At 72.8% G+C, this 20802-nt stretch carries 21 protein-coding genes; 12 read left to right on the forward strand and 9 right to left on the reverse strand.

Translation table 11 applies throughout. From position 1 onward, the window contains the following. Nucleotides 1-4: 4 nt before the first annotated feature. Nucleotides 5-1432, reverse strand: coding sequence for an NAD(P)/FAD-dependent oxidoreductase (locus VFZ92_RS00005; RefSeq protein WP_330873525.1), 1428 nt, complete (start codon nucleotides 1430-1432; stop codon nucleotides 5-7). Next, entirely contained in the window at nucleotides 1425-1856 is a 432-nt protein-coding gene (locus VFZ92_RS00010) for a hypothetical protein (protein ID WP_330873526.1), read from the reverse strand. The genes VFZ92_RS00005 and VFZ92_RS00010 overlap by 8 nt, the downstream gene beginning before the upstream one ends. A gap of 159 nt (nucleotides 1857-2015) precedes the next feature. Here VFZ92_RS00010 and VFZ92_RS00015 point away from each other — a divergent pair, with 159 nt between their 5' ends. Together VFZ92_RS00015 and VFZ92_RS00020 are read left to right on the forward strand one after the other, a co-directional pair. Further along, entirely contained in the window at nucleotides 2016-3179 is a 1164-nt protein-coding gene (locus VFZ92_RS00015; protein ID WP_330873527.1) for a sensor histidine kinase, read from the forward strand. After that, complete coding sequence (locus tag VFZ92_RS00020; RefSeq protein WP_330873528.1) at nucleotides 3176-3823, forward strand: response regulator transcription factor; 648 nt, start codon at nucleotides 3176-3178, stop codon at nucleotides 3821-3823. The genes VFZ92_RS00015 and VFZ92_RS00020 overlap by 4 nt, the downstream gene beginning before the upstream one ends. On the opposite strand, the gene VFZ92_RS00025 is transcribed toward VFZ92_RS00020, so the two are convergent. The 4 genes from VFZ92_RS00025 to VFZ92_RS00040 all read right to left on the reverse strand — a co-directional run bounded on the left by VFZ92_RS00025 (nucleotide 3820) and on the right by VFZ92_RS00040 (nucleotide 8512). After that, nucleotides 3820-4182: a hypothetical protein gene (locus VFZ92_RS00025; RefSeq protein ID WP_330873529.1), complete on the reverse strand. Its 363-nt coding sequence runs from the start codon at nucleotides 4180-4182 to the stop codon at nucleotides 3820-3822. The two genes, VFZ92_RS00020 and VFZ92_RS00025, sit on opposite strands and share 4 nt — an antisense overlap. An 88-nt stretch (nucleotides 4183-4270) precedes the next feature. Then, nucleotides 4271-4687: a hypothetical protein gene (locus tag VFZ92_RS00030; protein ID WP_330873530.1), complete on the reverse strand. Its 417-nt coding sequence runs from the start codon at nucleotides 4685-4687 to the stop codon at nucleotides 4271-4273. Nucleotides 4688-4825: 138 nt separating this feature from the next. Beyond that, nucleotides 4826-5800 (reverse strand): GNAT family N-acetyltransferase, encoded by a 975-nt coding sequence (locus tag VFZ92_RS00035; RefSeq protein WP_330873531.1) that lies wholly within the window; start codon nucleotides 5798-5800, stop codon nucleotides 4826-4828. 42 nt (nucleotides 5801-5842) lie between these two features. Continuing rightward, the gene (locus VFZ92_RS00040; protein WP_330873532.1) at nucleotides 5843-8512 is read right to left on the reverse strand and encodes a helix-turn-helix transcriptional regulator; all 2670 of its coding nucleotides are present in this window, start codon (nucleotides 8510-8512) and stop codon (nucleotides 5843-5845) included. A gap of 163 nt (nucleotides 8513-8675) precedes the next feature. On the opposite strand from VFZ92_RS00040, the gene VFZ92_RS00045 reads away from it, so the two are divergent. From VFZ92_RS00045 to VFZ92_RS00080, 8 genes are all read left to right on the forward strand, one after another. After that, nucleotides 8676-9470, forward strand: coding sequence for an ABC transporter ATP-binding protein (locus tag VFZ92_RS00045; protein ID WP_330873533.1), 795 nt, complete (start codon nucleotides 8676-8678; stop codon nucleotides 9468-9470). Further along, nucleotides 9463-10170 (forward strand): ABC transporter ATP-binding protein, encoded by a 708-nt coding sequence (locus VFZ92_RS00050; protein WP_330873534.1) that lies wholly within the window; start codon nucleotides 9463-9465, stop codon nucleotides 10168-10170. Before VFZ92_RS00045 ends, VFZ92_RS00050 begins: the two co-directional genes overlap by 8 nt. Before the next feature lie 16 nt (nucleotides 10171-10186). Then, nucleotides 10187-11038 carry a branched-chain amino acid ABC transporter permease gene (locus tag VFZ92_RS00055; protein ID WP_330873535.1) on the forward strand — a complete coding sequence of 284 codons (852 nt, stop codon included), beginning with the start codon at nucleotides 10187-10189 and terminating at the stop codon, nucleotides 11036-11038. Continuing rightward, complete coding sequence (locus VFZ92_RS00060) at nucleotides 11038-12060, forward strand: branched-chain amino acid ABC transporter permease (protein ID WP_330873536.1); 1023 nt, start codon at nucleotides 11038-11040, stop codon at nucleotides 12058-12060. The genes VFZ92_RS00055 and VFZ92_RS00060 overlap by 1 nt, the downstream gene beginning before the upstream one ends. Then, nucleotides 12057-13376, forward strand: coding sequence for an ABC transporter substrate-binding protein (locus tag VFZ92_RS00065; RefSeq protein ID WP_330873537.1), 1320 nt, complete (start codon nucleotides 12057-12059; stop codon nucleotides 13374-13376). Before VFZ92_RS00060 ends, VFZ92_RS00065 begins: the two co-directional genes overlap by 4 nt. Nucleotides 13377-13521: 145 nt before the next feature. Next, nucleotides 13522-14367, forward strand: coding sequence for a dienelactone hydrolase family protein (locus VFZ92_RS00070; RefSeq protein WP_330873538.1), 846 nt, complete (start codon nucleotides 13522-13524; stop codon nucleotides 14365-14367). 142 nt (nucleotides 14368-14509) lie between these two features. Beyond that, nucleotides 14510-15349, forward strand: a complete 840-nt coding sequence (locus tag VFZ92_RS00075) for a DUF4082 domain-containing protein (RefSeq protein ID WP_330873539.1) — start codon at nucleotides 14510-14512, stop codon at nucleotides 15347-15349. 118 nt (nucleotides 15350-15467) lie between these two features. Continuing rightward, a complete protein-coding gene (locus tag VFZ92_RS00080; RefSeq protein ID WP_330873540.1) occupies nucleotides 15468-17492 on the forward strand; it encodes a cellulose binding domain-containing protein in 2025 nt (674 codons plus the stop codon). 37 nt (nucleotides 17493-17529) lie between these two features. Here VFZ92_RS00080 and VFZ92_RS00085 read toward each other — a convergent pair whose 3' ends face one another. Beyond that, nucleotides 17530-17706: a hypothetical protein gene (locus VFZ92_RS00085; RefSeq protein WP_330873541.1), complete on the reverse strand. Its 177-nt coding sequence runs from the start codon at nucleotides 17704-17706 to the stop codon at nucleotides 17530-17532. 177 nt (nucleotides 17707-17883) lie between these two features. Here VFZ92_RS00085 and VFZ92_RS00090 point away from each other — a divergent pair, with 177 nt between their 5' ends. Both VFZ92_RS00090 and VFZ92_RS00095 read left to right on the forward strand, forming a co-directional pair. Beyond that, nucleotides 17884-18723, forward strand: coding sequence for a DUF4082 domain-containing protein (locus VFZ92_RS00090; protein WP_330873542.1), 840 nt, complete (start codon nucleotides 17884-17886; stop codon nucleotides 18721-18723). A gap of 29 nt (nucleotides 18724-18752) precedes the next feature. Beyond that, a complete protein-coding gene (locus tag VFZ92_RS00095) occupies nucleotides 18753-19595 on the forward strand; it encodes an ATP-grasp domain-containing protein (RefSeq protein WP_330873543.1) in 843 nt (280 codons plus the stop codon). Nucleotides 19596-19644: 49 nt separating this feature from the next. On the opposite strand, the gene VFZ92_RS00100 is transcribed toward VFZ92_RS00095, so the two are convergent. Both VFZ92_RS00100 and VFZ92_RS00105 read right to left on the reverse strand, forming a co-directional pair. Beyond that, nucleotides 19645-20202: a TIGR03086 family metal-binding protein gene (locus VFZ92_RS00100; RefSeq protein WP_330873544.1), complete on the reverse strand. Its 558-nt coding sequence runs from the start codon at nucleotides 20200-20202 to the stop codon at nucleotides 19645-19647. Nucleotides 20203-20273: 71 nt separating this feature from the next. Beyond that, the coding region (locus tag VFZ92_RS00105) for a DUF4240 domain-containing protein (protein ID WP_330873545.1) at nucleotides 20274-20802 on the reverse strand (529 nt) is incomplete at its 5' end.

Genomic DNA, 20802 nt, shown 5'->3' on the forward strand with positions numbered 1-20802 from the left:
CGGGTCAGCGGTGGTGGGCTTTCCAGGCTTGTTCGGCGGCGTGGTAGCCGCTCATGCCGTGCACGCCCGCGCCTGGCGGGGTGGCGGCTGAGCACAGGTACATGCCTGGAACGCCGGTGTAGTAGGGGTTTGGGGTGGGTCTTGGGCGTGCGACCATCTGCCACGGGGTGTTGGCGCCGGTGAGGATGTCGCCGCCCACGTAGTTCGGGTTGCCGGCTGCCAGGTCGCTGGTGGACCTGGTCGAGCCGGCCACGATCCTGGTGGAGAAGCCGGGGGCGAAGCGCTCCACCTGGTTGATGATCGCCTGGGTGACGTCGTCGGCGCAGGCGTGGGGAACGTGGGCGTAGGCCCAGATGGGGTGGATGTTCCCGGCGGATCTGGTGGGGTCGGCCAGGTACTGCTGGCCTACCAGGACGAACGGGGTGTCCGGCAGGGTGCCGCGGTGCACCGCCCTGGCCGTGTCGATGACCTCTTGAGGGCTGCCGCCCAGGTGCACCGTTCCGGCTCGTCGGCACGCCTCGGCTGTCCAGGGCACTCCGTCGCGGACGGCGAAGTCGACCTTGAAGGCGCCGCTGCCGTGGCGCCAGCGCCGGTAGGCCCGCCGCACTCCTGCTGGTAGGTGGTCGCCGAGGATGGCCGCCGCGCCGCTCGGTGACGTGTCGAACAGGACCAGGTCGGCGCGGGGCAGGTCGGTGAGGGAGGTGACGGGGTGGGAGGTGGTGATCCGGCCGCCTCGTTCCAGCAGCAACCGGGCCAGCGCGTCGGTGATCGCCCGTGATCCGCCCTCGGCGACGGGCCAGCCGACTCGGTGGCCCGCGGCGATCAGCACGGCCGCGACGGAGGACGTGAGCGGGCGGTTGAGGTCGTGCATGACGTGGGCGGCGATGCCCAGGAACAGGCTCTGTGTCGTGTCGTCGGTCCACGTCCTGCGCAGCAGGGCGGCGGGTGGGAGGGCGCGCAGGCCGAATCTCGCCACGTCCAGGGGTCTGCCGGGCACGCGCAGCAGCGGGCCCAGCAGGTCCGGGGCGGTGTGCTCGACGCGGTCGGCCAAGGGGCCGAAGAGTTGGCGCCACCGCTTCCCGTCGTGTTCGGACAGTCCGGCCGCGGTGGTGTCGAGCGAGCGGTGCAGCGCTCCGCAGGTCCCGTCGTCGAGCGGGTGGGCGACCAGCACGTCCGGGTGGCGCCACCGCAGGCCGTGGCGTTCCAGGCTCAGTCCGCGCAGGAACGGGGAGAGCGCGGCCATCGGGTGCACCGCGGAGCACTCGTCGTGCAGCGTGCCCGCGACCAGCTTCTCGGTCGTCCTGGTGCCGCCGCCGACGCGGTCCGCGGCCTCCAGCACCGTCACCGCCGCCCCGCGCCCCGCCAGCGCCACGGCCGCCGCGAGCCCGTTGGGGCCGGAGCCGACCACGACGGCGGTCGTCGTGTCACGCATCGGCGGCCGGATCGCGGAGCACGGCGGTCAGCTTCGGCTTGTCGTGCAGGACCAGTACCGCGCACAGGATCGTGTAGCAGGCGGCCAGGTACTTCACGAACGGGTAGTCGAACGCGAAGTCCATCAGGGTGATGTTGAGGCCGACCGCGAACAGCGCCGCCGCGCCGACGAAGGTGGTGCGGCGGAACAGGAGCATGGCGGCGGGGATGAACTCGAACAGCCCCGTGACCCGGCCGTAGAACGGGGAGTAGCCGTAGAAGGCCCACACGAGCGAGGTGCCGTCCACTGTGGACTTCGAGATGGTCCAGTCGCCGTAGTGGTACTGGCCGCCCAGCAGCTTCACGCTGCCGTAGGCGAGGAACACGGCGGCCACGAGGAGTCGGACGGCGAGGACCGCCTTGGACTTGGGGCGGGTCCAGATCACGGGACCTCCAGGGTTGGTGGGGACGTCGCGGTGCCCATCGTGGTGAGCGGAGGACCCGCGCGGACCGTCCCACCGGTCCGATCGTCGAGCCTTCGGGAGGAGGCACCTCCTCCCTCGGGAGGAGGCGGAGGTCCGTCGGAGTACCTAGGCTCGGGTGTTGTGACGGAGGACTCGACCTGGCCCGCCGGCGTGCGGTGGGCGATCCGCTTCGGCCCGCTCGCGCTGGCGCCGGTCGCGCTGTTCTTCCTGTTCGAGCCGCGGGGCACGCTGACGCCGGTGGTGTGGGCGGTGACGCTGGTGGGCAGCGCGCTGGTCGTCCTGGGCGACCGGTGGCCGCTGGCCGTGAGCCTCGCCGAGTCGGGGCTGCTGGCGCTGGCCGTGGTCGTGAGCCCCGCGAGCATCGGCATCGCGCAGCTGCTGGCCGGGCTCGCGCTGGGTGAACTCGCGATGAGACGGCCGTGGCTGCCGCGGCTGGCGTGCGGGACCACCGCGGCGTGCGCGGTGGGGTTGTTCTACCTGGCCTCGCAGCCCGGTGCCGAACCGGTGCCCACGGTGCTGCGGGTGCTCATCATGGTGGGGTTCCCGGTGCTGGTCGGGCGGCACCTGCGGTCGTCGCGGGAGCTGGCCGGGCGCTACCGCCGGGAGGGTCTCGACGCCGCGCGCATCAGGGACGCCGAGGTCCGCGCGGCGCGGGAGGCCGAGCGCACGTCGATCGCCCGCGAGCTGCACGACCTGGTGGCCCACCACGTGTCCAGCATCGTGCTGCGCGTCGGTGTGGCCCGGCACGTGCCCCCGGACGTCGACGCCTACCGGGCGGCGCTGGACGACGTGCACGCGACGGGCTCCGACGCGCTCCAGGACCTGCGCGACCTGGTGTCGGTGCTGCGGGCCCCCGGCGCGTCGGACACCGCGCTGCTCGGTCCGGACGCCCTGGACCCGGCGCTGCGGCAGGCGGTCGAGCGGTGCGAGCGGGCGGGGTTCGACGTCACCGGCGCCATCACCGAGCGGGGTGGCGGTCTGGACTCGGTGCGGCGGCTGGCCGTGCTGCGGATCGTGCAGGAGTCGCTGACCAACGTGATGCGCCACGCCCCCGCGGGCGCAGCCGTGGAGGTCGACGTGCGCGGGACCGCCGACCACGTCGAGATCGGGGTGTCCAACGACGGTGCCGCGCGCCCGTGCGCGGGCGGTCGGCCGGGGCACGGGCTGATCGGCATGGCCGAGCGGGTCACGGTGCTCGGCGGCACCTTCAGCGCCGGTCCGACACCGACGGGTTGGCACGTCGCGGCGCGGCTCCCGCGAGCGGGTTCGGGGGCGCACCGGTGATCCGCGTCGTGCTGGTCGACGACCAGCGCCTGGTCCGCGCGGGGCTGCGGATCCTCTGCGACTCCGCGCCGGACGTGGAGACCGTGGCCGAGGCGGCCAACGGGCACGAGGCGGTGCGGGTCGTGGACGAGCACCGCCCGGACGTCGTGCTGATGGACCTGCGGATGCCGGGTGTGGACGGTGTCACCGCCACCGCGCGCATCCTCGAACGGCACCCGCGGACGAGGGTCGTGGTGGTCACGACGTTCGACGACGACGAGCACCTCTACGGGGCGCTGGCGGTCGGCGCGTACGGGTTCCTGCTCAAGGACTCCGCGCCCGAGGAGCTGCTGGCGGCGATCCACCGGGCGGCTGCGGGCGAGCCGCCGTTCAGCCCGGCCGTGCTGCGGCGGGTGGTCAGCCGGGCGGCCGGACGGCACCGGCCCGCCGCTCGGGAGGAGGTGCTGCCGCCGTTGACGCCTCGTGAGCGGGACGTGCTGGTGCTGCTGTCGCACGGGTTGAGCAACGCCGACATCGCCGAGCGGCTGCACCTGGGCGTGACCACGGTGAAGACGCACGTCGGGTCGCTGCTGACGAAGACGGGCGCGGACAACAGGGTTCGGCTGGCGCTGCTGGCCTACGCCGCGGGGATCCGGACGTCCTAGTGGCCCTTGCGGGTGGAGGCGTTGCGGACCCACACCCACAGGGCGAGGGCGGCGAGGCTCGCCACGACGATGATGTCGATGGTGCGCGCGGTGGCGGCGGCGGCCGGTCCGGTCTTCTGCACCACGGAGCCGGTGTTCTGCGCCGGGGCCCGGGTGGTCTCGGTCTGCGCGGCCAGGACGGTGGCGTCCCCGACGAGGGTGATCCTGGCGGGGACGCACTGCGTCAGCGGTGCGGTGCAGGAGGGGGACACGGCGACGCCGTCGGTGGCGACGGCGCTGCCGACGACGACCAGCAGCAGGAAGGCGGCGGCCAGGAACCCGGTGAGCACCGCCGCTCGCACGACTCGAAGGATCACCACGCCAGTCCTCCCCCGGTGGGAACCGATGGACGCCAACGGGTGGGTGTACGGACGGGGCTGAAGGTCGGCTCATCGAGACGGGCGAACGTTATCCCGCCGTTATCCGCTGGGCCCGGTACGTCGCGGCGGCGCTGGTCGCGGAGGCGGCGATGATCGCCGACCCGACGACGATCCCGCTGATCGCGATCGGCATGCCGTCGGTGAGGCTGTAGCTGCGCAGGGTCTGGCCGATCGACCAGATGCCCAGTACGGCCGTGACGACGCTCAGCCACGGGGCGTCCAGCGGCGCCATCGCGCGGACCATGGACAGCACCAGCACCCCGCCGCCGATCGACACGACCACCCAGAACCCGGCGAGGTCCTCGCTGATGACCGAGCGGTCGAACGCCAGGGGCGCGATGATCGACCAGACCGCGGCCAGGAAGCAGATGGTGCTGGAACGACTGGCGACCGCGATCAGCTTCAGCACGACCTCCTCGGCGTGCCACTGGGCGGACTCTTCCACCGGACCCTCCGTGCTTCGTTCGGCTTCCTCCGCAACACTTCCACGACTCGACGGGTGTGTCGATCATGGGGGTCGTGCCGGGGGAGATCACGAGCATGGACGACCGCGCGCTCCTTGTCGAGGTCACGCCCTCCCGCGTCAGCTCCGCGCGGCGCCGAGCACGTCCGCGGTGAACCCCGCCGCGGTGGCCAGGTCGACGAGGTCGCGACCGCGGCCGGCGGGCAGCAGCACCAGCGGGTAGCAGTCCGACTCGATGTCGAGGACGGCGAGGGCCGTGCCCGCCTCGCGCAGCCGGGTGCCCGCCAGTTCGAGGAAGTCGTGGGTGGCGACGTGGATGTCGGTGTCCTCCAGCCAGATCCAGGCCCCCGCGTTCGCCGGGGTGGACCGGAGGGTCCGCAACCGGTCGACGACCTCCCGCGGGTCCTCCTTCCAGTCGACCTCGGCGAGCAGGTCGCGGTCGGCGAGCGCGTCCACGAGGGCGATCCACGCCAAGGTGGGGACCGGTTCGTCGACGCCGCGCTCGTCGAGCTGGTCGGCGTGCGCCCGCAGGTAGGCCTCGGGGTCGTCGTGGGCGCTCGTCACGCGGTCGGCCACGTCGTGCTCGCCGGGCGCGAGCAGTGCGGCGAGCGCGGCCAGGGCGTCTCGAACGGTCGACGGCATGCGGGTCCTCCAGGTGCCTGAGCGGGTGACGACCATAGCGGGGCGCCCGTGACGGCCGGCTCGCAGCGCGATCAAGCCCGCCTTCCTCGGGCGGAAGCCGCAGGTGTCGAGGTAGAACGGTTCGAGGTGGTCGGCGAGGTCGACGTGCGGCCACTCGCACCCGGCGGCGCGGGCGTGGCCGGCGGCGTGGGCGACGAGCTGGCGGCCCACTCCCCGGCGCCGCACCGCCGTGGCGACCAGGGTGTCGAGGATGAACGCGTGGATCGCGCCGTCCCACGCGACGTTGACGAACCCGACCAGGTCGTCCTCCCGCTTCGCGCAGACCCAGCCGAGGCTGTGCCGGTTCACCTGCGTCCACCAGTCGTCGTCGAGGACCCGGTGGTCGAAACCCTCGGCGTGCAGGGCGTTGACGGCGGCGTTGTCGAAGTGGCCGCGCCACTCGTAGCCGAACATCGCGGCGCGGTGGGGAACCGGGCGGCGCGGCGTCCAGCGGGTTCAGCCGAGCAGGCGGGTCAGTTCCACGCGCGAGCGGACCTCCAGGCGGGCGAAGATGTTGCGCAGGTGGTGTTCGACGGTGCGGTGGCTGATGAACAGCTGCGCGGCGATCTCTCGGTTGGTGGCGCCCTCGGCGACCAGCCTGGCGATCTGGGACTGCTGCGGGGTCAGGTCGGTGCTGGGGGCGGTGCGGGTGGGGACGATGGTGTCGCCGGAGGCGCGCAGTTCGGCGCGGACGCGGTTGACGAAGTGCTCGGAGTCGTACTGCTGGAAGATCTTCAGGGCGTCGCGGAGGTGTTCGCGCGCGGCCTTGGGTTGGCGGCTGCGGCGGAGGCGGTGGCCGTAGAACAGCTCGGTCTTGGCCAGTTCCATCGGGGTGCCGCCCGCGCGGTGCAGGCGGATGGCCTCGCGGAAGTGGTCGTCCGCCACGGGTTCGGCGCCGGCGAGCAGGGCGCGGGACCGGTGCGACAGCGCGAGCCTGGCGGGGCAGCCGGTGCTGATCGCCCAGCCCTCGTACTGGCGCAGCACGTTGGCGGCCTTGGCCTGCTGGCCGCACGCCACCGCCGCCTCCACGAAGTGCGGCGCGGTCATCACCTTGATGCCCGGGTGGACGCGGCCGGTGCCGACGGCCAGCAGCCGCAGCCGGTTGAGCGCGTCCACGGGACGGTCGTCGACCAGGTCCACGCACGCGAGCGCCCACGAGCTGAACGTGCTCGGCCTGCCGAGCCCGCGCCGGGCGACGTCGGCGGCGGCCAGGTGCAGGCGGTGCACGGCGGTGGCCTTGTTGCCCTGCAACGCCGCCATCAGCGCCAGGATCGTCAGGTGGTCGACCACGGTGTTGGGCTGCCCCATCGCGGTCGCCTCGCGGACGCCCTCCAGCGAGCTGTCCAGCGCGATGGAGTGCTGGTCCAGCAGCAGTGCCGCGAGCGACCGGTAGACCAGCGCCCACGGCACGAGCGAGACCATGCCGCTGTCCCGCGCGGCGGCCACGGCCTGGGTGGCCAGCTCCAGCGAGCGGGTGGCGTGGCCGAGCACGTAGGCGGCCTGGCTGCCCCAGATCTTCGACCGGGGGTCGGACAGGCCCGTGGCGAGCCGCGTGGCCCGGTCCAGCGCGGGCATGGCGACCCGGTGGCGGCCCGCGAACGTGGCGGCCATGCCTTCGAGGTGGTCGAGCATCAGCTGGGTCACGGGCGGTTCGTCCGGCAGGCGCAGGCTCGCGGCACGGGCGGCGGTCGCGGCGTGGTCGGCCTGGTCGCCCGCGATGCTGCCCGCCTCGGCGGCGAAGACCAGCGCGGTGATGGCGAGGGTGCGGTTGGAGTCGAGCAGGTCGTCCGACGCCTTCAGCAGGCTCCGGACGGCCGAGCCGGGGACGCCGTCGCCGAGTTCGATGCCGCCGCGCACGAACTCCGCCATGCCGCGCAGCTCCCGGCCGCGGGTGTGGGCGCGGGCCTCGCGGAGCATCGCCCGCGACCGGCGCGGCCTGCCGACCGACCAGTGGTCGGCCGCGGCGGCGATCAGGTGGCCCGCCCTGGCCTCCGGTAACCGGGTGAGCGCGGCGGCGCGCTGGTAGGCCTGGGAGGACGCGCCGTAGTCGCCGGAGCGCCTGGCCCGCTCGGCCGCGGCGGCGAGTTCGGCGGCCTGCCCGTCGGTCGCGCCCCGGCTCATCGCCGCGTGGTGCCACAGCCACCGCGACCGGTGCTGGTCGGGGTCCAGGACGCCCACGAGCAGTTCGTGCGCCCGGCGGTGCTCGCTGATCGGCACCTCGGTGGCCAGCACGGACCGGGTGAGGCCGGTCGACACGGCGACGTGCTCGCCGCGCAGCACGAGCAGGCCGCTGTCGCGGGCCTCCTCCAGCGGGTCCAGCTCCAGCTCGGCGTGCACGACGGTGTCGAGTTCGAGGTCCTCGTCGGCCACGGCCAGCAGGACGAGCCGCCGCGCGTCCGGTGACAGCGCCCGGAACCGGGTCCGCAGGCGGGCGCGCAGCACGCTGTCGGGCGGCAGTTCGCCGGTGCGCGCGAGTTCGACCAGCGCGAGGGGGTTGCCGCCCGCGCGGTCGAGCACGTCCTCGGCGAAGTCCTCCGACACGCCGAGGGGGTTGTGGTCGGCGAGCAGGGCCATCGCGGCGGGGTCGTCGAGCGGCCTCAGGGGCAGCACGGGCAGGCCGGTGAGGGGGTTGTCGCCGCGGTGGGGTTCCAGCGCGAACAGCACGGCGAGGCGGTGGTCGGCGACGCGGCGGGCGAGGAACGCCAGTGCGTCCAGCGACGGGCGGTCGAGCAGTCCGGCGTCGTCGACGAGCACGAGCACCGGGCGCTGGGTGGCCAGGTCGCACAGCAGCCGGTGGACCTCGGCGTGCAGGGCGAACGTGCGGCGCGGGGTGGCGCCGGGCGCGAGTCCGACCGCGATCCGCAGCGCCTCGGGGAGGCGGTCGGCCAGCGGGTGCAGGAGCCGGTGCAGGCCCGCGAGCTCCAGGTCGGTCTCGTCCGGCACGCCGTGCGCGGTCAGCACGCGGAAGTCGGCGGTGCGCGCCAGGCGCAGCAGCGCGGTCTTGCCCGACCCGAGCCCACCCGTCACGACCAGGGCCGATCCGCGCCCGGCCCGCGTGGTGTCGAGCAGCTCCCGAACGGCCGCGCGCTCCTGCTGCCGTCCACGCAAAACGACCTCGGGCGCCATAGCGGACAGTGTTGCGCGCGTGTGACGAGATGGGGAAGGGCTCTGCCCGAATTTACCTATCAACGTTAGTTTTGAGGGCCCACGACTGGTGGTTCCACCGATGCCGCGCACGGGTGATCCGCCCAGACTGCTGCGAATCACCACCGTCCGGGAATCGAGACCAATGACGATCACTTCCCACGAGAAGTTGCTGGATGTAGGCGGTGTCACGGTCCGGTTCGGCGGACTGGTGGCCCTGAGCGAGGTCTCCCTGACCATCCGACCGCGGACCGTCGTCGGCGTCATCGGACCCAACGGAGCGGGCAAGACGACGCTGTTCAACGTCGTGTGCGGCTTCATCCGACCGGAGACCGGCGAACTGCGGTGGAAGGACGAACCGCTGCGCAAGCACCGGCCCGACCAGCTCGCGGGGCTCGGGATCGCCCGAACACTACAGGGACTCGGCCTGTTCGGCGGTCTCACGGTGCTGGAGAACGTGATGACCGGTGCGGGCAGGCTGGCTCGCACGGGCGCGCTGGCCTCGCTGCTGGGCACGGGCAGGTCGGCGCGGGACGAGCGCGACCTGCGGGACCGGTCGATGGCCGTGCTGACCGAGCTCGACGTCGCCCACGTGGCCCACCTGCACCCCGGCGCCCTCCCCTACGGCGTGCGCAAGCGCGTGGCGCTGGCCCGCGCGCTGGTGTCCGAGCCCGAGCTGCTGATGCTCGACGAACCCGCGAGCGGCCTGTCCAGCGGTGAGATGGACGAGCTGGCCGACCGCATCCAGGGGCTGACCGAGAAGACGGCGGTCGTGCTGGTGGAGCACCACATGGACCTGGTGATGCGGGTGTGCGACGAGGTGGTGGTGCTCGACTTCGGCGAGGTCATCGCCTCCGGCACCCCCGACGAGGTGCGCGCCGACCCCGCCGTCGCCGACGCGTACCTCGGCACCGCACCAGAGGAGCTGCCCAGTGCTTGAGATCGAGGGCGTGACCGCCCACTACGGGCTGGTGCGGGCGCTGTCGGACGTGAGCCTGAAGGTGGAGGAGGGCAGCATCACCGCCATCCTCGGGGCCAACGGCGCGGGCAAGACGACGCTGCTGCGGGTGATCAGCGGCCTGGTGCGGGCCGGTTCGGGGCGCGTCACCGCGTTCGGCCGGGACATCACGGCGATGCCGACCGACGCCATCGCGCGGTTCGGCGTCGCGCACGTGCCCGAGGGCGGCGGGGTGATCCCCGAGCTGACCGTGGAGGAGAACCTGCGGCTCGGGGCGCTGTGGCGGTCCGACCGCGCGGACCGCGCGAAGGCGCTGGACGAGGTGCTGGAGCTGTTCCCCCCGCTGGTCCCCCGGCGCGGCAAGCCCGCGGGAACGCTGTCCGGCGGTGAGCGGCAGATGCTCGCCATCGGCCGCGGGCTGATGGGCAGACCCCGGCTGCTGCTGCTGGACGAGCCGTCGCTCGGGCTGGCGCCGCTGGTGGCCGCGAGGATCATGGCGGTGCTGCGCGACCTGCGCGCCGACACCGGGTTGACCGTGCTGCTGGTCGAGCAGAACGCGCGCAGCGCGCTGTCCATCTCCGACCACGGGTTCGTGCTGGGGCTCGGCGAGGTGGTGGCGTCCGACGACGCCGCGACGCTGCTCGCCGACGACCAGCTCCGCCACGCCTACCTCGGCTTCTGATCGGAAAGGGAGGCCGATGACGACGTTCGTCAACCTGACGCTGGCAGGCCTGTCCAGCGGGGCGGTCTACGCCGCGCTGGGCCTGTCGCTGGTGATCATCTACCGCGCCACGCGCGTGGTGAACTTCGCCCAGCCCGCGCTCGCGCTGATCTCCGCCTACATCGCCTACTCCGTCACCAAGGGCACCGGCAGCTACTGGCTGGGGTTCGCCGCGGCGATCGTGGTGGGCACGCTGCTGGGGCTCGCGGTGGAGCGGCTGCTGATCCGGCCGCTGCGCGACGCGGGCGAGCTGAGCGCGATCATCGCGACGCTCGGGCTGCTGCTGGTGCTCCAGGCGGTGTCGGGGATGATCTGGTCCAACGAGCCGCACGCGTTCTCCTACGCGTTCGACTTCCGCGGCCGGTTCTCCGCCGCCGACCTGTTCGCCGTGCTGGCCGTCGTCGTGACGGCGGCGGGCGTGCTGCTGCTGTTCAAGTTCACGTCGCTGGGCCTGCGGATGCGGGCGGCGGCGTTCAACCCCGAGGTGGCGCGGCTGCTGGGGGTCCGGGTCGGCGTGATGCTGACCATCGGCTGGGGCCTGGCCTCGGCCGTGGGCTCGCTGGCCGGGATGCTGGCCGTCCCCCCGTTCATCTCCCCGACCACGTTGGACGAGGTGTTCGTGTTCGCGTTGACCGCGGCGGTGCTGGGCGGGCTGGACAACCCGCTGGGCACGATCATCGGTGGCCTGGCCCTCGGGATCGGGCTGTCGTACGTGTCCGGCCTGCTGGGCCCCGAACTGGTGCCGTTGGCGGCGCTGGCGATCCTGGTCTCGGTGCTGGCGGTGCGGCCCGCCGGTCTGTTCGGTCGAGCTACGGCGAGGCGGGTCTGATGCTGAACAAACTCCCCCCGGTCGTCGTCCACCTGCTGGCGGCGGTGGGCGCCCTGGTTCTGCTGGTCCTGCTCACCTTCGCCACGGACCCGTTCACGAACCTGCGGATCGCGACCGTCGGCTACTACCTGATCGCGGTGGCCGGGCTGGCGCTGCTGACCGGGTTCAACGGCCAGGTCTCGCTGGGGCACGGCGCCTTCATGTTCATCGGCGCCTACACGGTCGCGCTGCTGGTGAAGCGGGTGCCCGCGTTCCCGATCTGGGCCGACCTGCTGCTGGCGACGGTCGCGGGCGGTGTCGCCGGACTGCTGGCGGGCGCCGCGGCGGCCCGGTTGCGCGGCCCGTACCTGGCCGGTGCCACTCTCGCGCTGGCCGTGGGCCTGCCCGCCGTGACGCAGCGGTTCCCGGAGCTGCTCGCGGGCAGCAACGGGTTGAGCTTCACGGTCAACAGCCAGCCCGCCGGGCTCGTCGGGACGATCCCGTCGACCCGGTGGCAGGCCTGGATCGTGTGGCTGGCGGTGCTGCTGGCGCTGGTCGTGCTGGCGAACCTGGCGCGCGGCAAGCTCGGCCGGACTCTGCGGGCGGTGCGCGACGACGAGGTCGCCGCCTCCCTGGCGGGTGTCCACGTGGGACGGACGAAGATCCTGGCGTTCCTGGTGAGCTCGGCGTGCGGCGGACTGGCCGGTGGCCTCCAGGCGTTCCTGCTCGGCACGGCCGCGCCCGGCTCGTTCACCGTGGCGCTGTCGCTGAGCCTGCTGGCGGCGCTGGTGCTCGGCGGGCTGGGCAGCCTGTGGGGCGCGCTGTGGGGCGCCATCGCGCTCGTCTACTTCCAGGTGTGGACCGACGACCTGGCCGAGGTGCTGAGCCTGCGCAGCGACATCTCCGACAACCTCCCGCTCGCCCTGTACGGCGTGGTGCTCATCGTGATCGTCCTCGCCTTCCCGGCGGGGATCCAGGGCGGCCTGCGCAAGCTGTGGGTCCGGGTGCGACGCCCGGCCCCTTCTCAACGAGGAGAACTATGAGAAGCAGTCGATCCGCCACCGCGATCGTGCTGGCCTCCGCGCTGGTGCTCGCCGCCTGCGGCGGAGCGGGTGAGACGCCCACGGGCAGCGGCGGCTCCCAGAACGGCGAACCCGCTCCGGGGGTCACCGACACCGAGGTCGTCATCGGCACGCACCAGCCGCTGACCGGGCCTGCCGCGCCGGGCTACAGCAAGATCTCCGTGGGCGCGAGGGCCGTCTTCGACTACATCAACGACGGCGGCGGCATCAACGGCCGCAAGATCACCTACAAGGTCGAGGACGACGGCTACAACCCGACCAAGACGGTCGAGGTCGTCAAGAAGCTGGTGCTGGAGGAGAAGGTCTTCGCGCTGGTCGGCGGGCTCGGCACCCCGACGCACTCGAAGGTGCTGGACTACCTCACCTCCGAGGGCGTGCCGGACCTGCTGGTGTCCTCGGGCGCGCTGATGTGGGACGCGCCGGACAAGCACCCCAACACCTTCGGCTACCAGGTGGACTACACCCGCGAGGGCAAGATCCAGGGCCAGTACATCAGGGACAACCTGGCGGGCAAGAAGGTCGGCCTGCTGGTGCAGAACGACGACATCGGCACCGACACGCAGAAGGGCCTCGACCAGTACATCAAGGACCAGATCGTCGACCGCAAGACCTACGACCCGGCCAACACCGACGTGACGCCGCAGGTCTCGGCGTTGCAGGCGGCGGGCGCCGAGGTCGTGGTGTGCGAGTGCATCCCGGCGTTCACCGCGCTGACGATCCTGACCTCGTTGAAGATCGGCTACAAGCCGCAGCTCGTGGTGAGCAGCATCGGCGCCGACCCGGCGACGTTGACCGGCCTGGTCGAGCAGTTCGCGAAGCAGGGCGGCACGCAGGTGTCCGGCGGGGCGCTGCTGACCGGCATCATCGGCACCCGCTACCTGCCGAGCGTGCGCGGTGAGGACGACCCGTGGACGGCGCTGTTCAAGGAGATCCACGGCAAGTACATCCCGCAGGAGGCGTTCACCGACACGCTGGTCTACGGGATGGTGATGGCGTACACGTTCGGCCAGGCCCTCAAGGCCGCGGGCAAGGACCTGACCCGGCAGAAGATCATGGACGCCATGTCGTCCGGTGAGCTGAAGGGGCCGGGGCTCACGCCGTTCGCCTTCGGCAAGGACAGCCACGCGGGCTACACCGGCGCGCTGGTGTTCCGGATCGAGGCCGACGGCAGCGTGAAGACGTTGCAGGAGGCCAAGGTCACCGACCGGGAGACCGGCGAGGTGAAGGCGTACGACGAGAAGCGGCCGACCCCGCAGGAGGTCAAACTGGTGGGCTAGTGGTTGCACCGATGCGGAGCCCCGCATCGTGGCAGCAGGATGGGACGTGCCGGCAACCGTTGTGGCACAACGGGTTACCGGCACCGTCCCTCCTCCACGATTCGGGGTGTACAACGACGTGCAGCTTCGCAGCGTTTTCACGACGGTGACCCTGACGGCGGCGCTCCTGGGCGCCACCGTCACGGCCTCCCCTGCCAGTGCCGCGGAAAACCCCTACGAACGCGGCCCCGCTCCGACGAACTCCAGCATCGAGGCCTCCCGCGGGCCGTTCGCGACCTCCTCGACGTCGGTGTCGTCCCTGTCCGCCATCGGCTTCGGCGGCGGCACGATCTACTACCCGACCAGCACGGCGTCCGGCACGTTCGGCGCCGTGGCCATCTCCCCCGGCTACACCGGCACCCAGTCCACGATCTCCTGGCTGGGTCCGCGCCTGGCCTCGCAGGGCTTCGTGGTGTTCACCATCGACACCATCACCACGCTGGACCAGCCGGACAGCCGCGCTTCGCAGCTGCTGGCCGCGCTGGACCACCTGACCCAGCGCAGCACGGTCCGCAGCAGGATCGACTCGACCAGGCTCGGCGTCATGGGCCACTCGATGGGTGGTGGCGGCTCCCTGCGCGCCGCCGCCGAACGTCCCGCGCTCCAGGCGGCGATCCCGCTGACCGGGTGGCACACCGACAAGACCTGGGGCGACGTCCGGGTGCCGACGCTGGTGATCGGCGCGGACGGCGACTCGATCGCGCCGGTGGCGTCGCACTCCTCGCCGTTCTACAACACCCTGCCGTCCACTTTGGACAAGGCGTACCTGGAACTGCGAGGCGCCTCGCACTTCACGCCGAACTCGTCGAACACGACGATCGCGAAGTACAGCATCTCCTGGCTCAAGCGGTTCATCGACAACGACACGCGGTACGAGCAGTTCCTCTGCCCGGCACCGTCGACGAGCCTGACGATCGCGGAGTACCGGGACACCTGCCCGCACTCCTCCTGATCGCCACCTCGTGACCGGGGTCCCGCCGCGAGCGCACGCGGCGGGGGCCCGGTCCTCGGCGTGCCCGGTAGCGGCACGGCCCCGGCGGACGATCACCAGAGGGGGCGGGGAGTCCGCTCCGCCGATCGTCCGGGGAGGGCGCATGTCCTGGTTAGCCAAGCTGGTCGCGGTGGTCGCCGCGTTGAGCCTGGTCACGTTCGGAACCGCGTACGCGCGGAACGCACCGGTGGCGGCGGTCATCACGCCGACAGCGGGCGCGAGCGTGCCGGTGGGGGTGCCGGTGCTGTTCACCGGCATCGCGGTCAACGGTGAGACCGGCGGGATCACCTCCGTCGAGCTGAGCGTGGACGGCGGGTCGACGTGGGTCGAGGTGGGCACGACCGAGAGCTGGCGGTACGTCTACACGCCCACGGAGGTGGGTGACCTGACCGTGGTGAGCCGGGCGGCCACGGCGGCGGGGATGGGCGAACCGACCGCCCCGAGGACCGTGCACGTCGGGAGCACCGGCCCGCTGCGGCCGATCAGCGGCCTGTACTACTTCCTGCTGCCGGACGCGGTCTCCGCCGCCGACACCGACGCGGAACCGGTCGAGGTGGGGATGCGGACGCGGTTCGACCGGCCGGGCTCGATCACCGGGGTCGCGCTGCGGCGGGGCTCCTACGCCGGGCCGATCACCGTGCGGGTGTGGTCGAGCGCCGGGGTGCTGCTGGGCGAGCAGGTCACCGCGGAGTCGCGGATCATGCTGACCACGCCGGTCCCCGTGACAGCGGACGAGGACTACGTGGTGTCCTACTACACGCCCGAGGGCGGGTACCGGTCCTCGGAGCACTACTTCACCGGGACCGTGGTGTCCATGCCGTTCACCGCGCCGCACGACGGGGTCAGCGGCGCGGGCGTCTACCGCTACGGCGTCGGCGGCGGGTTCCCGACCGACACCTGGCACGACAGCAACTACTGGATCGCGCCGTACTTCCAGCGGTGACCCGAGCCGTGCGGGCCGCCGCGGACCCGTGGCGGCCCGCACGGCCCCTTGCTTTCCCCAGAGGTCTAGACCACACTTCCGAGCACTCTGGCCGCCGCCACGACCGGATCGAGGGAAGATGGGCAGGTTCTCCTTGTTGGCCCTGGGGACGGCCGCGGCCGTCGCGGCGGGGCTGCTGGCCGCGACCGGCTCGGCCGTCGCGGCCGGGCCGTCGGCGACGTTCCGCAAGGTCTCGGACTGGGGCACCGGCTTCTCCGGGGAGTACACCGTCACGAACGCGGGCAGCTCCCCGCTGAGCGGCTGGAAGGTCGAGTTCGACCTGCCGCCGGGCTCGGTGATCGGGAGCGCGTGGGACGCCACGATGACCAGGACCGAGGACCGGTTCACGTTCGTCGACAAGGGGTGGAACGGGACGCTCGCGCCCGGCCGGACGGCGTCGTTCGGGTTCAACGGCTCGCCGGGCGGGGCCGCCGCGGTGCCGTCGAACTGCCGGGTGAACGGCAAGGCGTGCGACGGCAGCACACCGGACGACACGACGGCGCCCTCCGCGCCGCAGAACGCCCGGTCCACGGCGAAGACGGCGAACACGGTGTCGCTGGAGTGGGCCGCGGCCACGGACGACGTCGGCGTCGCCGGGTACGAGGTCTACCGGGACGGGCTGCCCGCGGCCTCGGTGAGCGGCACGACCGCCACCGTCGACGGGCTGGCGCCGGACACGGCGTTCACCTTCACCGTGCGGGCGAAGGACACCGCCGGGAACCTCTCGGGCCTCAGCGCGGCCGTGGTCGTGAAGACCGACGCGGGTGGCACGCCGCCCGCCGGGTGGCACCCGCCGTACCTGTCGGTCGGCACGGTCTACGAGCCCTTCGACGGCACGGACCGGTTCTTCGACCGCGTCCGGCCGCGCTTCCCCGAGGGCCGGAACGTCGACCACGGGTACCTCTACCTCAACGGCGGCCAGCAGATCGGCGAGTGGAAGGCCCGCGCGGAGCGGTTGGCGGGCAAGAGCAAGGCGAACGGGCTGACGCCGGTGTTCGTCGTGTACGCCATGGGCGGCAACAGCGACCAGCCCGGCGTCATGTGGTCGAACCTCCAGAGCGCGGCCTACGTGAACCAGGTGTTCGGCGGGCTGCGGGAGGTCGCGCGGAGCGCCTCGAACATCATGGGGTCCGGCGAGGTCGGGTACGTGGTCGAGCCGGACACCCTCGGCTACCTGCTCCAGCAGTACGCGGCGGCCTACGGCGGCGACCCCGACCGGATGCCCGCGGCCACCAGCGGCGCCTACGACTCCGGCGCGCTGGTGCGCGGCGTCGACCCGGACTTCCCGAACACGCTCACCGGGTTCGTCAAGGCGGTGAACCACTCGCTCAAGAAGCACACGCCCCACGGCTTCCTGGGCTGGCAGCTCAACCTGTGGGCCGCCCCCGGCGCGCCGGGCAACGGGATCGTGCACTCCACCGAGGCGTTCGGGTTCGAGGCGGGCAAGCAGCGCATCGTCGACAACGCCCGCGCCAACGCCGCCTTCGCGCTGGAGGCGGGCATCGGGTACGCGGCGGAGTTCGTGTCGATCGACAAGTACGGCCTCGACGCGATGTGCGCGGAGCCCGCCCTCGCGGCCGACCCGGCGCGGGCCACGTGGTTCTGGAACAACGACCTGTGGCACAACTACCTGCTGTTCGCGAGGACGCTGCACCAGGCGCTGTCGCTGCCGGTGGTGCTGTGGCAGGTGCCGGTCGGCCACGTCAACGGCACCACCAGGAGCAGCCCGACGGAGTACAACGCGTCCGGCCGGTTCCCGGAGCTGCCGAACTCCACGCAGCGGTGCGAGGACTCCGCGTCGACGTTCTTCTTCGGCGACACGTTCACCGCGACCGGCGCCCGGTTGGAGTACTTCACCCGCAACGAGTGGCGCGACCCGAAGCTGACCGTCAGCGGCGACACCGTGACGTGGGGCGCGCACTTCCAGGAGGCGGCGGACGCGGGCGTCGTGGCGATCCTGATGGGGGCGGGCGTCGGCACCGCCACGCGCGGGGTGCCGCAACCCGCCAACACCCCGGCGGTGCCGGCGGACGCGCCGACCGACGGGTACTACTGGATCACCCGCGTGCAGGAGTACTACGCCAACCCGGTGCCGGTGGGCTGAGGTGGCGGGTACCCCGGCCGTCGGTCGGGGCGCCCGCTCAAGCCTGGTCGCGCCGGTTCCTCGTGACCAGGTGGACGGCGACCGCGGCGACCACCGCGCAGACCACGTAGATCCACGGGCCGCCCAGTCCCAGCCAGTGCGTCGCGGTGGCGGCGAGGACGCCGAGCAGCACCAGCGCGATCACCAGCAGCGGCCTCGGTGCGTTCCGGCGCACGGCGGGTCTCCGTTCCACGGTCGGCGGGTGGGCGTCGGGCATTCGGTTCCCCGATCGGGGGCCGGGCGCACACGGGTGCGGCTGATCGCCCGAACGCACCAACCGTAGCGCCCCGTCGGTGATCCGCGATCACCTCAGGGGGCGGGACGGCTGCCCCCTCGATGCCTAGGAGGGCGCATGTCCTGGTGGTCCAGGCTGGTCGCGGTGGTCGCCGCGGTGGGATTGGTCCTGTCCGGCACCGCGTACGCGGAGGACGCGCCGCGGTCGGTGGTGCTCACACCGACGACCGGGGCGAGCGTCGAGGTGGGTGTTCCGCTGCTGGTCACCGGGACAGCGCACAACGGTGAGGCGGGCGGGATCATCTCCGTCGAACTGAGCGTCGACGGTGGGACGACGTGGTTCGAGGCGGGCACCGGCGAGCACTGGCGCTACATCTACAGACCCACGGCGGTCGGTGAGCTGTCGATCGTGAGCCGGGCGGTGACGGCGTCCACGACCGGCTCGCAGACCGGTCCGGTCACCGTTCACGTCGGCGAGGCGGGCAGTCCGCCACCGGTCGGGTGCGAGTGCTTCTTCTCGCTGCCGTCCGCGGTGGTGGCCGACGACGAGGACCTGAACGCCGTGGAACTGGGGATGCGGACGAGGTTCGACCGGGACGGCGAGGTCACCGGGATCGGTCTGCTGCGCGGCGCGTACGGCGGGCCGGTGACGGCGCGGGTGTGGTCTGGCGCGGGCGACCTGCTGGGCGAGCAGGTCGGTGGGGGGACGCGGATCCTGTTCGACCCACCGGTTCCCGTGAAGGGCGGGGCGGACTACGTGGTGTCCTACCACACGCCCGCGGGCGGTTACGCGTCGACGGAGCGGTACTTCACCGGCACGGTGGTCCACGCGCCGTTCACGGCGCCGCACGACGGGGTCAGCGGCGCGGGCGTCTACCACTACGGCGACGGTGGCGGGTTCCCCACGGACACCTGGCGGGACAGCAACTACTGGGTCGCGCCGTACTTCCGGTCGTGAGCCCACCGGTGGCCGCATAGGGTCGGCCCATGCTGCTGCTCGTTCCGGCCGACCCGCTGCGCCCGACCCGTCCCGACGAGCACTTCGCGGCGGAGGCCCGCGCCGCGCGGGACGCCGGTGTCACCGTGGCGGTGGTCGACCACGACGCGCTGGCCCGCGGCGGTGCCGTGGACCGCGCGGTCGGGCGGGTGCCGGAGGACGACGACGCGGTGTACCGGGGGTGGATGCTGCGCGCCGAGCACTACGCCGGGTTCGCCTCGGCGTTGGCGCGGCGCGGTGTCGGCCTCCGCACGGGTGCCGAGCAGTACCGGCGGGCGCACGAGCTGCCGGGCTGGTGGGCGGACCTGGCGGCGGTGACGCCGGAGTCGGTGTGGACGGAGGGGCCGGGGCGGGCCGGGTTCGACGAGGCCCGACGGGAGCTCGGTGCGGGTGCGGCGGTGTTGCGCGACTACACCAAGTCCGTGAAGCACCACTGGCACGAGGCGGCGTACATCCCCGACCTGGCGGACGCCGAGGCGGCGTGGGCCGTGGCCGCCCGGTTCCTGGAGCTGCGCGACGACGAGTTCACCGGCGGGTTCGTGCTGCGCCGGTTCGAGGAGTTCACGGGGTCCGAGGTGCGGACGTGGTGGGTGGGCGGCGAGTGCGTGCTCACCGGTCCGCACCCGGACAGCCCGCACGACGTGGTGGGGTCGCCGTCGCTGGAGGTGGTGGCGCCCGTGGTCGGGAAGGCGGGGCTGCCGTTCGTGACGGTGGACTTCGCGCTGCGGGCCGACGGTGCGTGGCGGGTGGTCGAGCTGGGTGACGGGCAGGTGAGCGACCGGCCCGTCACGATGGTGCCCGAGGCGTTGGTGGCAGCGCTGTTCGCGGTGTGACGGTGGTTCGCCTTCGGTGGGCCCGGTGGAACGGTCGACCACAACCGAGTCAGGCGGTCCAGCGCGGATCGCGGCCGGTGTGGGCGACGACGCGGTCGAGCTGGGGTGCGTCGGCGGCCACGGGGACGGGTGGGCCGAAGGGTCCGCTGGGGTCGCCGTTCGGTTGGGGGGCGACCAGGGCTTCGAGGACGTCCAGCGAGCGGTCGTCGCAGGTGAAGGGTTGGCCGGTGGCGCGGGCCAGGTCCCAGCCGTGGATGACCACCTCGTCGAGCGCGAACCTGCCCATGACCTCGGCGGGGAGGGTGACGCCGCCCGCCTGGGTGTCGCCCTCCCACGCGTCGGGCTTCGACCAGGCTTCGGCCAGCGCCTCCAGGCGGGCGGGGACGCGCGTGCGCCAGTCGGGGTCCGGGTCGGGGGTGGTGGGCGTGTCGAAGTCCTTGCGGGCGGCGGCGCTGAAGGCCTGGGCGAAGCCGTCGACGTGGTCGATCAGGTCGCCGACGGTGAACTCGGTGCACGGGGTGCGGGCGGCGAGCTGGTCGTCGGTCACGCCCGCGAGCAGGTGCGTCAACCGCGCGACGGCGGGGGTCAGGTCGATCTGGTCGGTCATGGAACGGCTCCTTCGTCGTGGTCTCGCAGGGGGTAGACCGCGACCGCGGCCGGAAGTCATCGCGGGACGGGTCAGTCCAGGTAGAGCGCGCCGAGTCGGGGCAGTCTCCTGGCCATCTCGGTCTCGTCGTCGAAGTCGAAGCCCCAGTCCGGGTCCAGGTCCGGGTAGCGGATGACGCCCGCGCCGCGCGGCAGCTGCTCGCCGGTGGCCTTGAGGTGGGCGTTCCACGCGATGCCGAGCACGTCCTCGCCCTCCAGCTCGTCGCCGTCCGGGGCGGCGGCGATGACGGCGGGCACGTCGGCCAGGGAGTCGGGGTCGGCGACCACCCGGTCGTGCACCTCGCGGCCCTGGGCGACCAGCCAGCCGCGGAAGTAGTCGAAGCCGTCGTCGGAGCACCCGCCGTTGATCAGGTACGCCGCCGCCCACAGCGGGTTGCGGTACGACTCGGCCATGACGTCCCAGAACGCCTGCTGGGCGGCGACGATCTCCGCGGGCGGACGGGTCGCGAGCAGCGCGCTCGCCTGCTCGGCGACCGCCGCCGGATCGGTGGGGTCGGCCGCGCGGGCGCGGGCGGCGGCGATCAGCGCCCAGAACTGGTCG

Source organism: Umezawaea sp. (genome assembly GCF_036375055.1).
Lineage (GTDB): Bacteria > Actinomycetota > Actinomycetes > Mycobacteriales > Pseudonocardiaceae > Umezawaea.

Bases quoted from the DNA above. Each gene is read 5' to 3' on its own strand.
- VFZ92_RS00005 (WP_330873525.1), bottom strand. From the start codon at position 1,432: ATGCGTGACACGACGACCGCCGTCGTGGTCGGCTCCGGCCCCAACGGG.
- VFZ92_RS00035 (WP_330873531.1), bottom strand. From the start codon at position 5,800: ATGTTCGGCTACGAGTGGCGCGGCCACTTCGACAACGCCGCCGTCAAC.
- VFZ92_RS00040 (WP_330873532.1), bottom strand. From the start codon at position 8,512: ATGGCGCCCGAGGTCGTTTTGCGTGGACGGCAGCAGGAGCGCGCGGCC.
- VFZ92_RS00045 (WP_330873533.1), top strand. From the start codon at position 8,676: ATGACGATCACTTCCCACGAGAAGTTGCTGGATGTAGGCGGTGTCACG.
- VFZ92_RS00055 (WP_330873535.1), top strand. From the start codon at position 10,187: ATGACGACGTTCGTCAACCTGACGCTGGCAGGCCTGTCCAGCGGGGCG.
- VFZ92_RS00060 (WP_330873536.1), top strand. From the start codon at position 11,038: ATGCTGAACAAACTCCCCCCGGTCGTCGTCCACCTGCTGGCGGCGGTG.
- VFZ92_RS00065 (WP_330873537.1), top strand. From the start codon at position 12,057: ATGAGAAGCAGTCGATCCGCCACCGCGATCGTGCTGGCCTCCGCGCTG.
- VFZ92_RS00075 (WP_330873539.1), top strand. From the start codon at position 14,510: ATGTCCTGGTTAGCCAAGCTGGTCGCGGTGGTCGCCGCGTTGAGCCTG.
- VFZ92_RS00080 (WP_330873540.1), top strand. From the start codon at position 15,468: ATGGGCAGGTTCTCCTTGTTGGCCCTGGGGACGGCCGCGGCCGTCGCG.
- VFZ92_RS00090 (WP_330873542.1), top strand. From the start codon at position 17,884: ATGTCCTGGTGGTCCAGGCTGGTCGCGGTGGTCGCCGCGGTGGGATTG.
- VFZ92_RS00095 (WP_330873543.1), top strand. From the start codon at position 18,753: ATGCTGCTGCTCGTTCCGGCCGACCCGCTGCGCCCGACCCGTCCCGAC.
- VFZ92_RS00100 (WP_330873544.1), bottom strand. From the start codon at position 20,202: ATGACCGACCAGATCGACCTGACCCCCGCCGTCGCGCGGTTGACGCAC.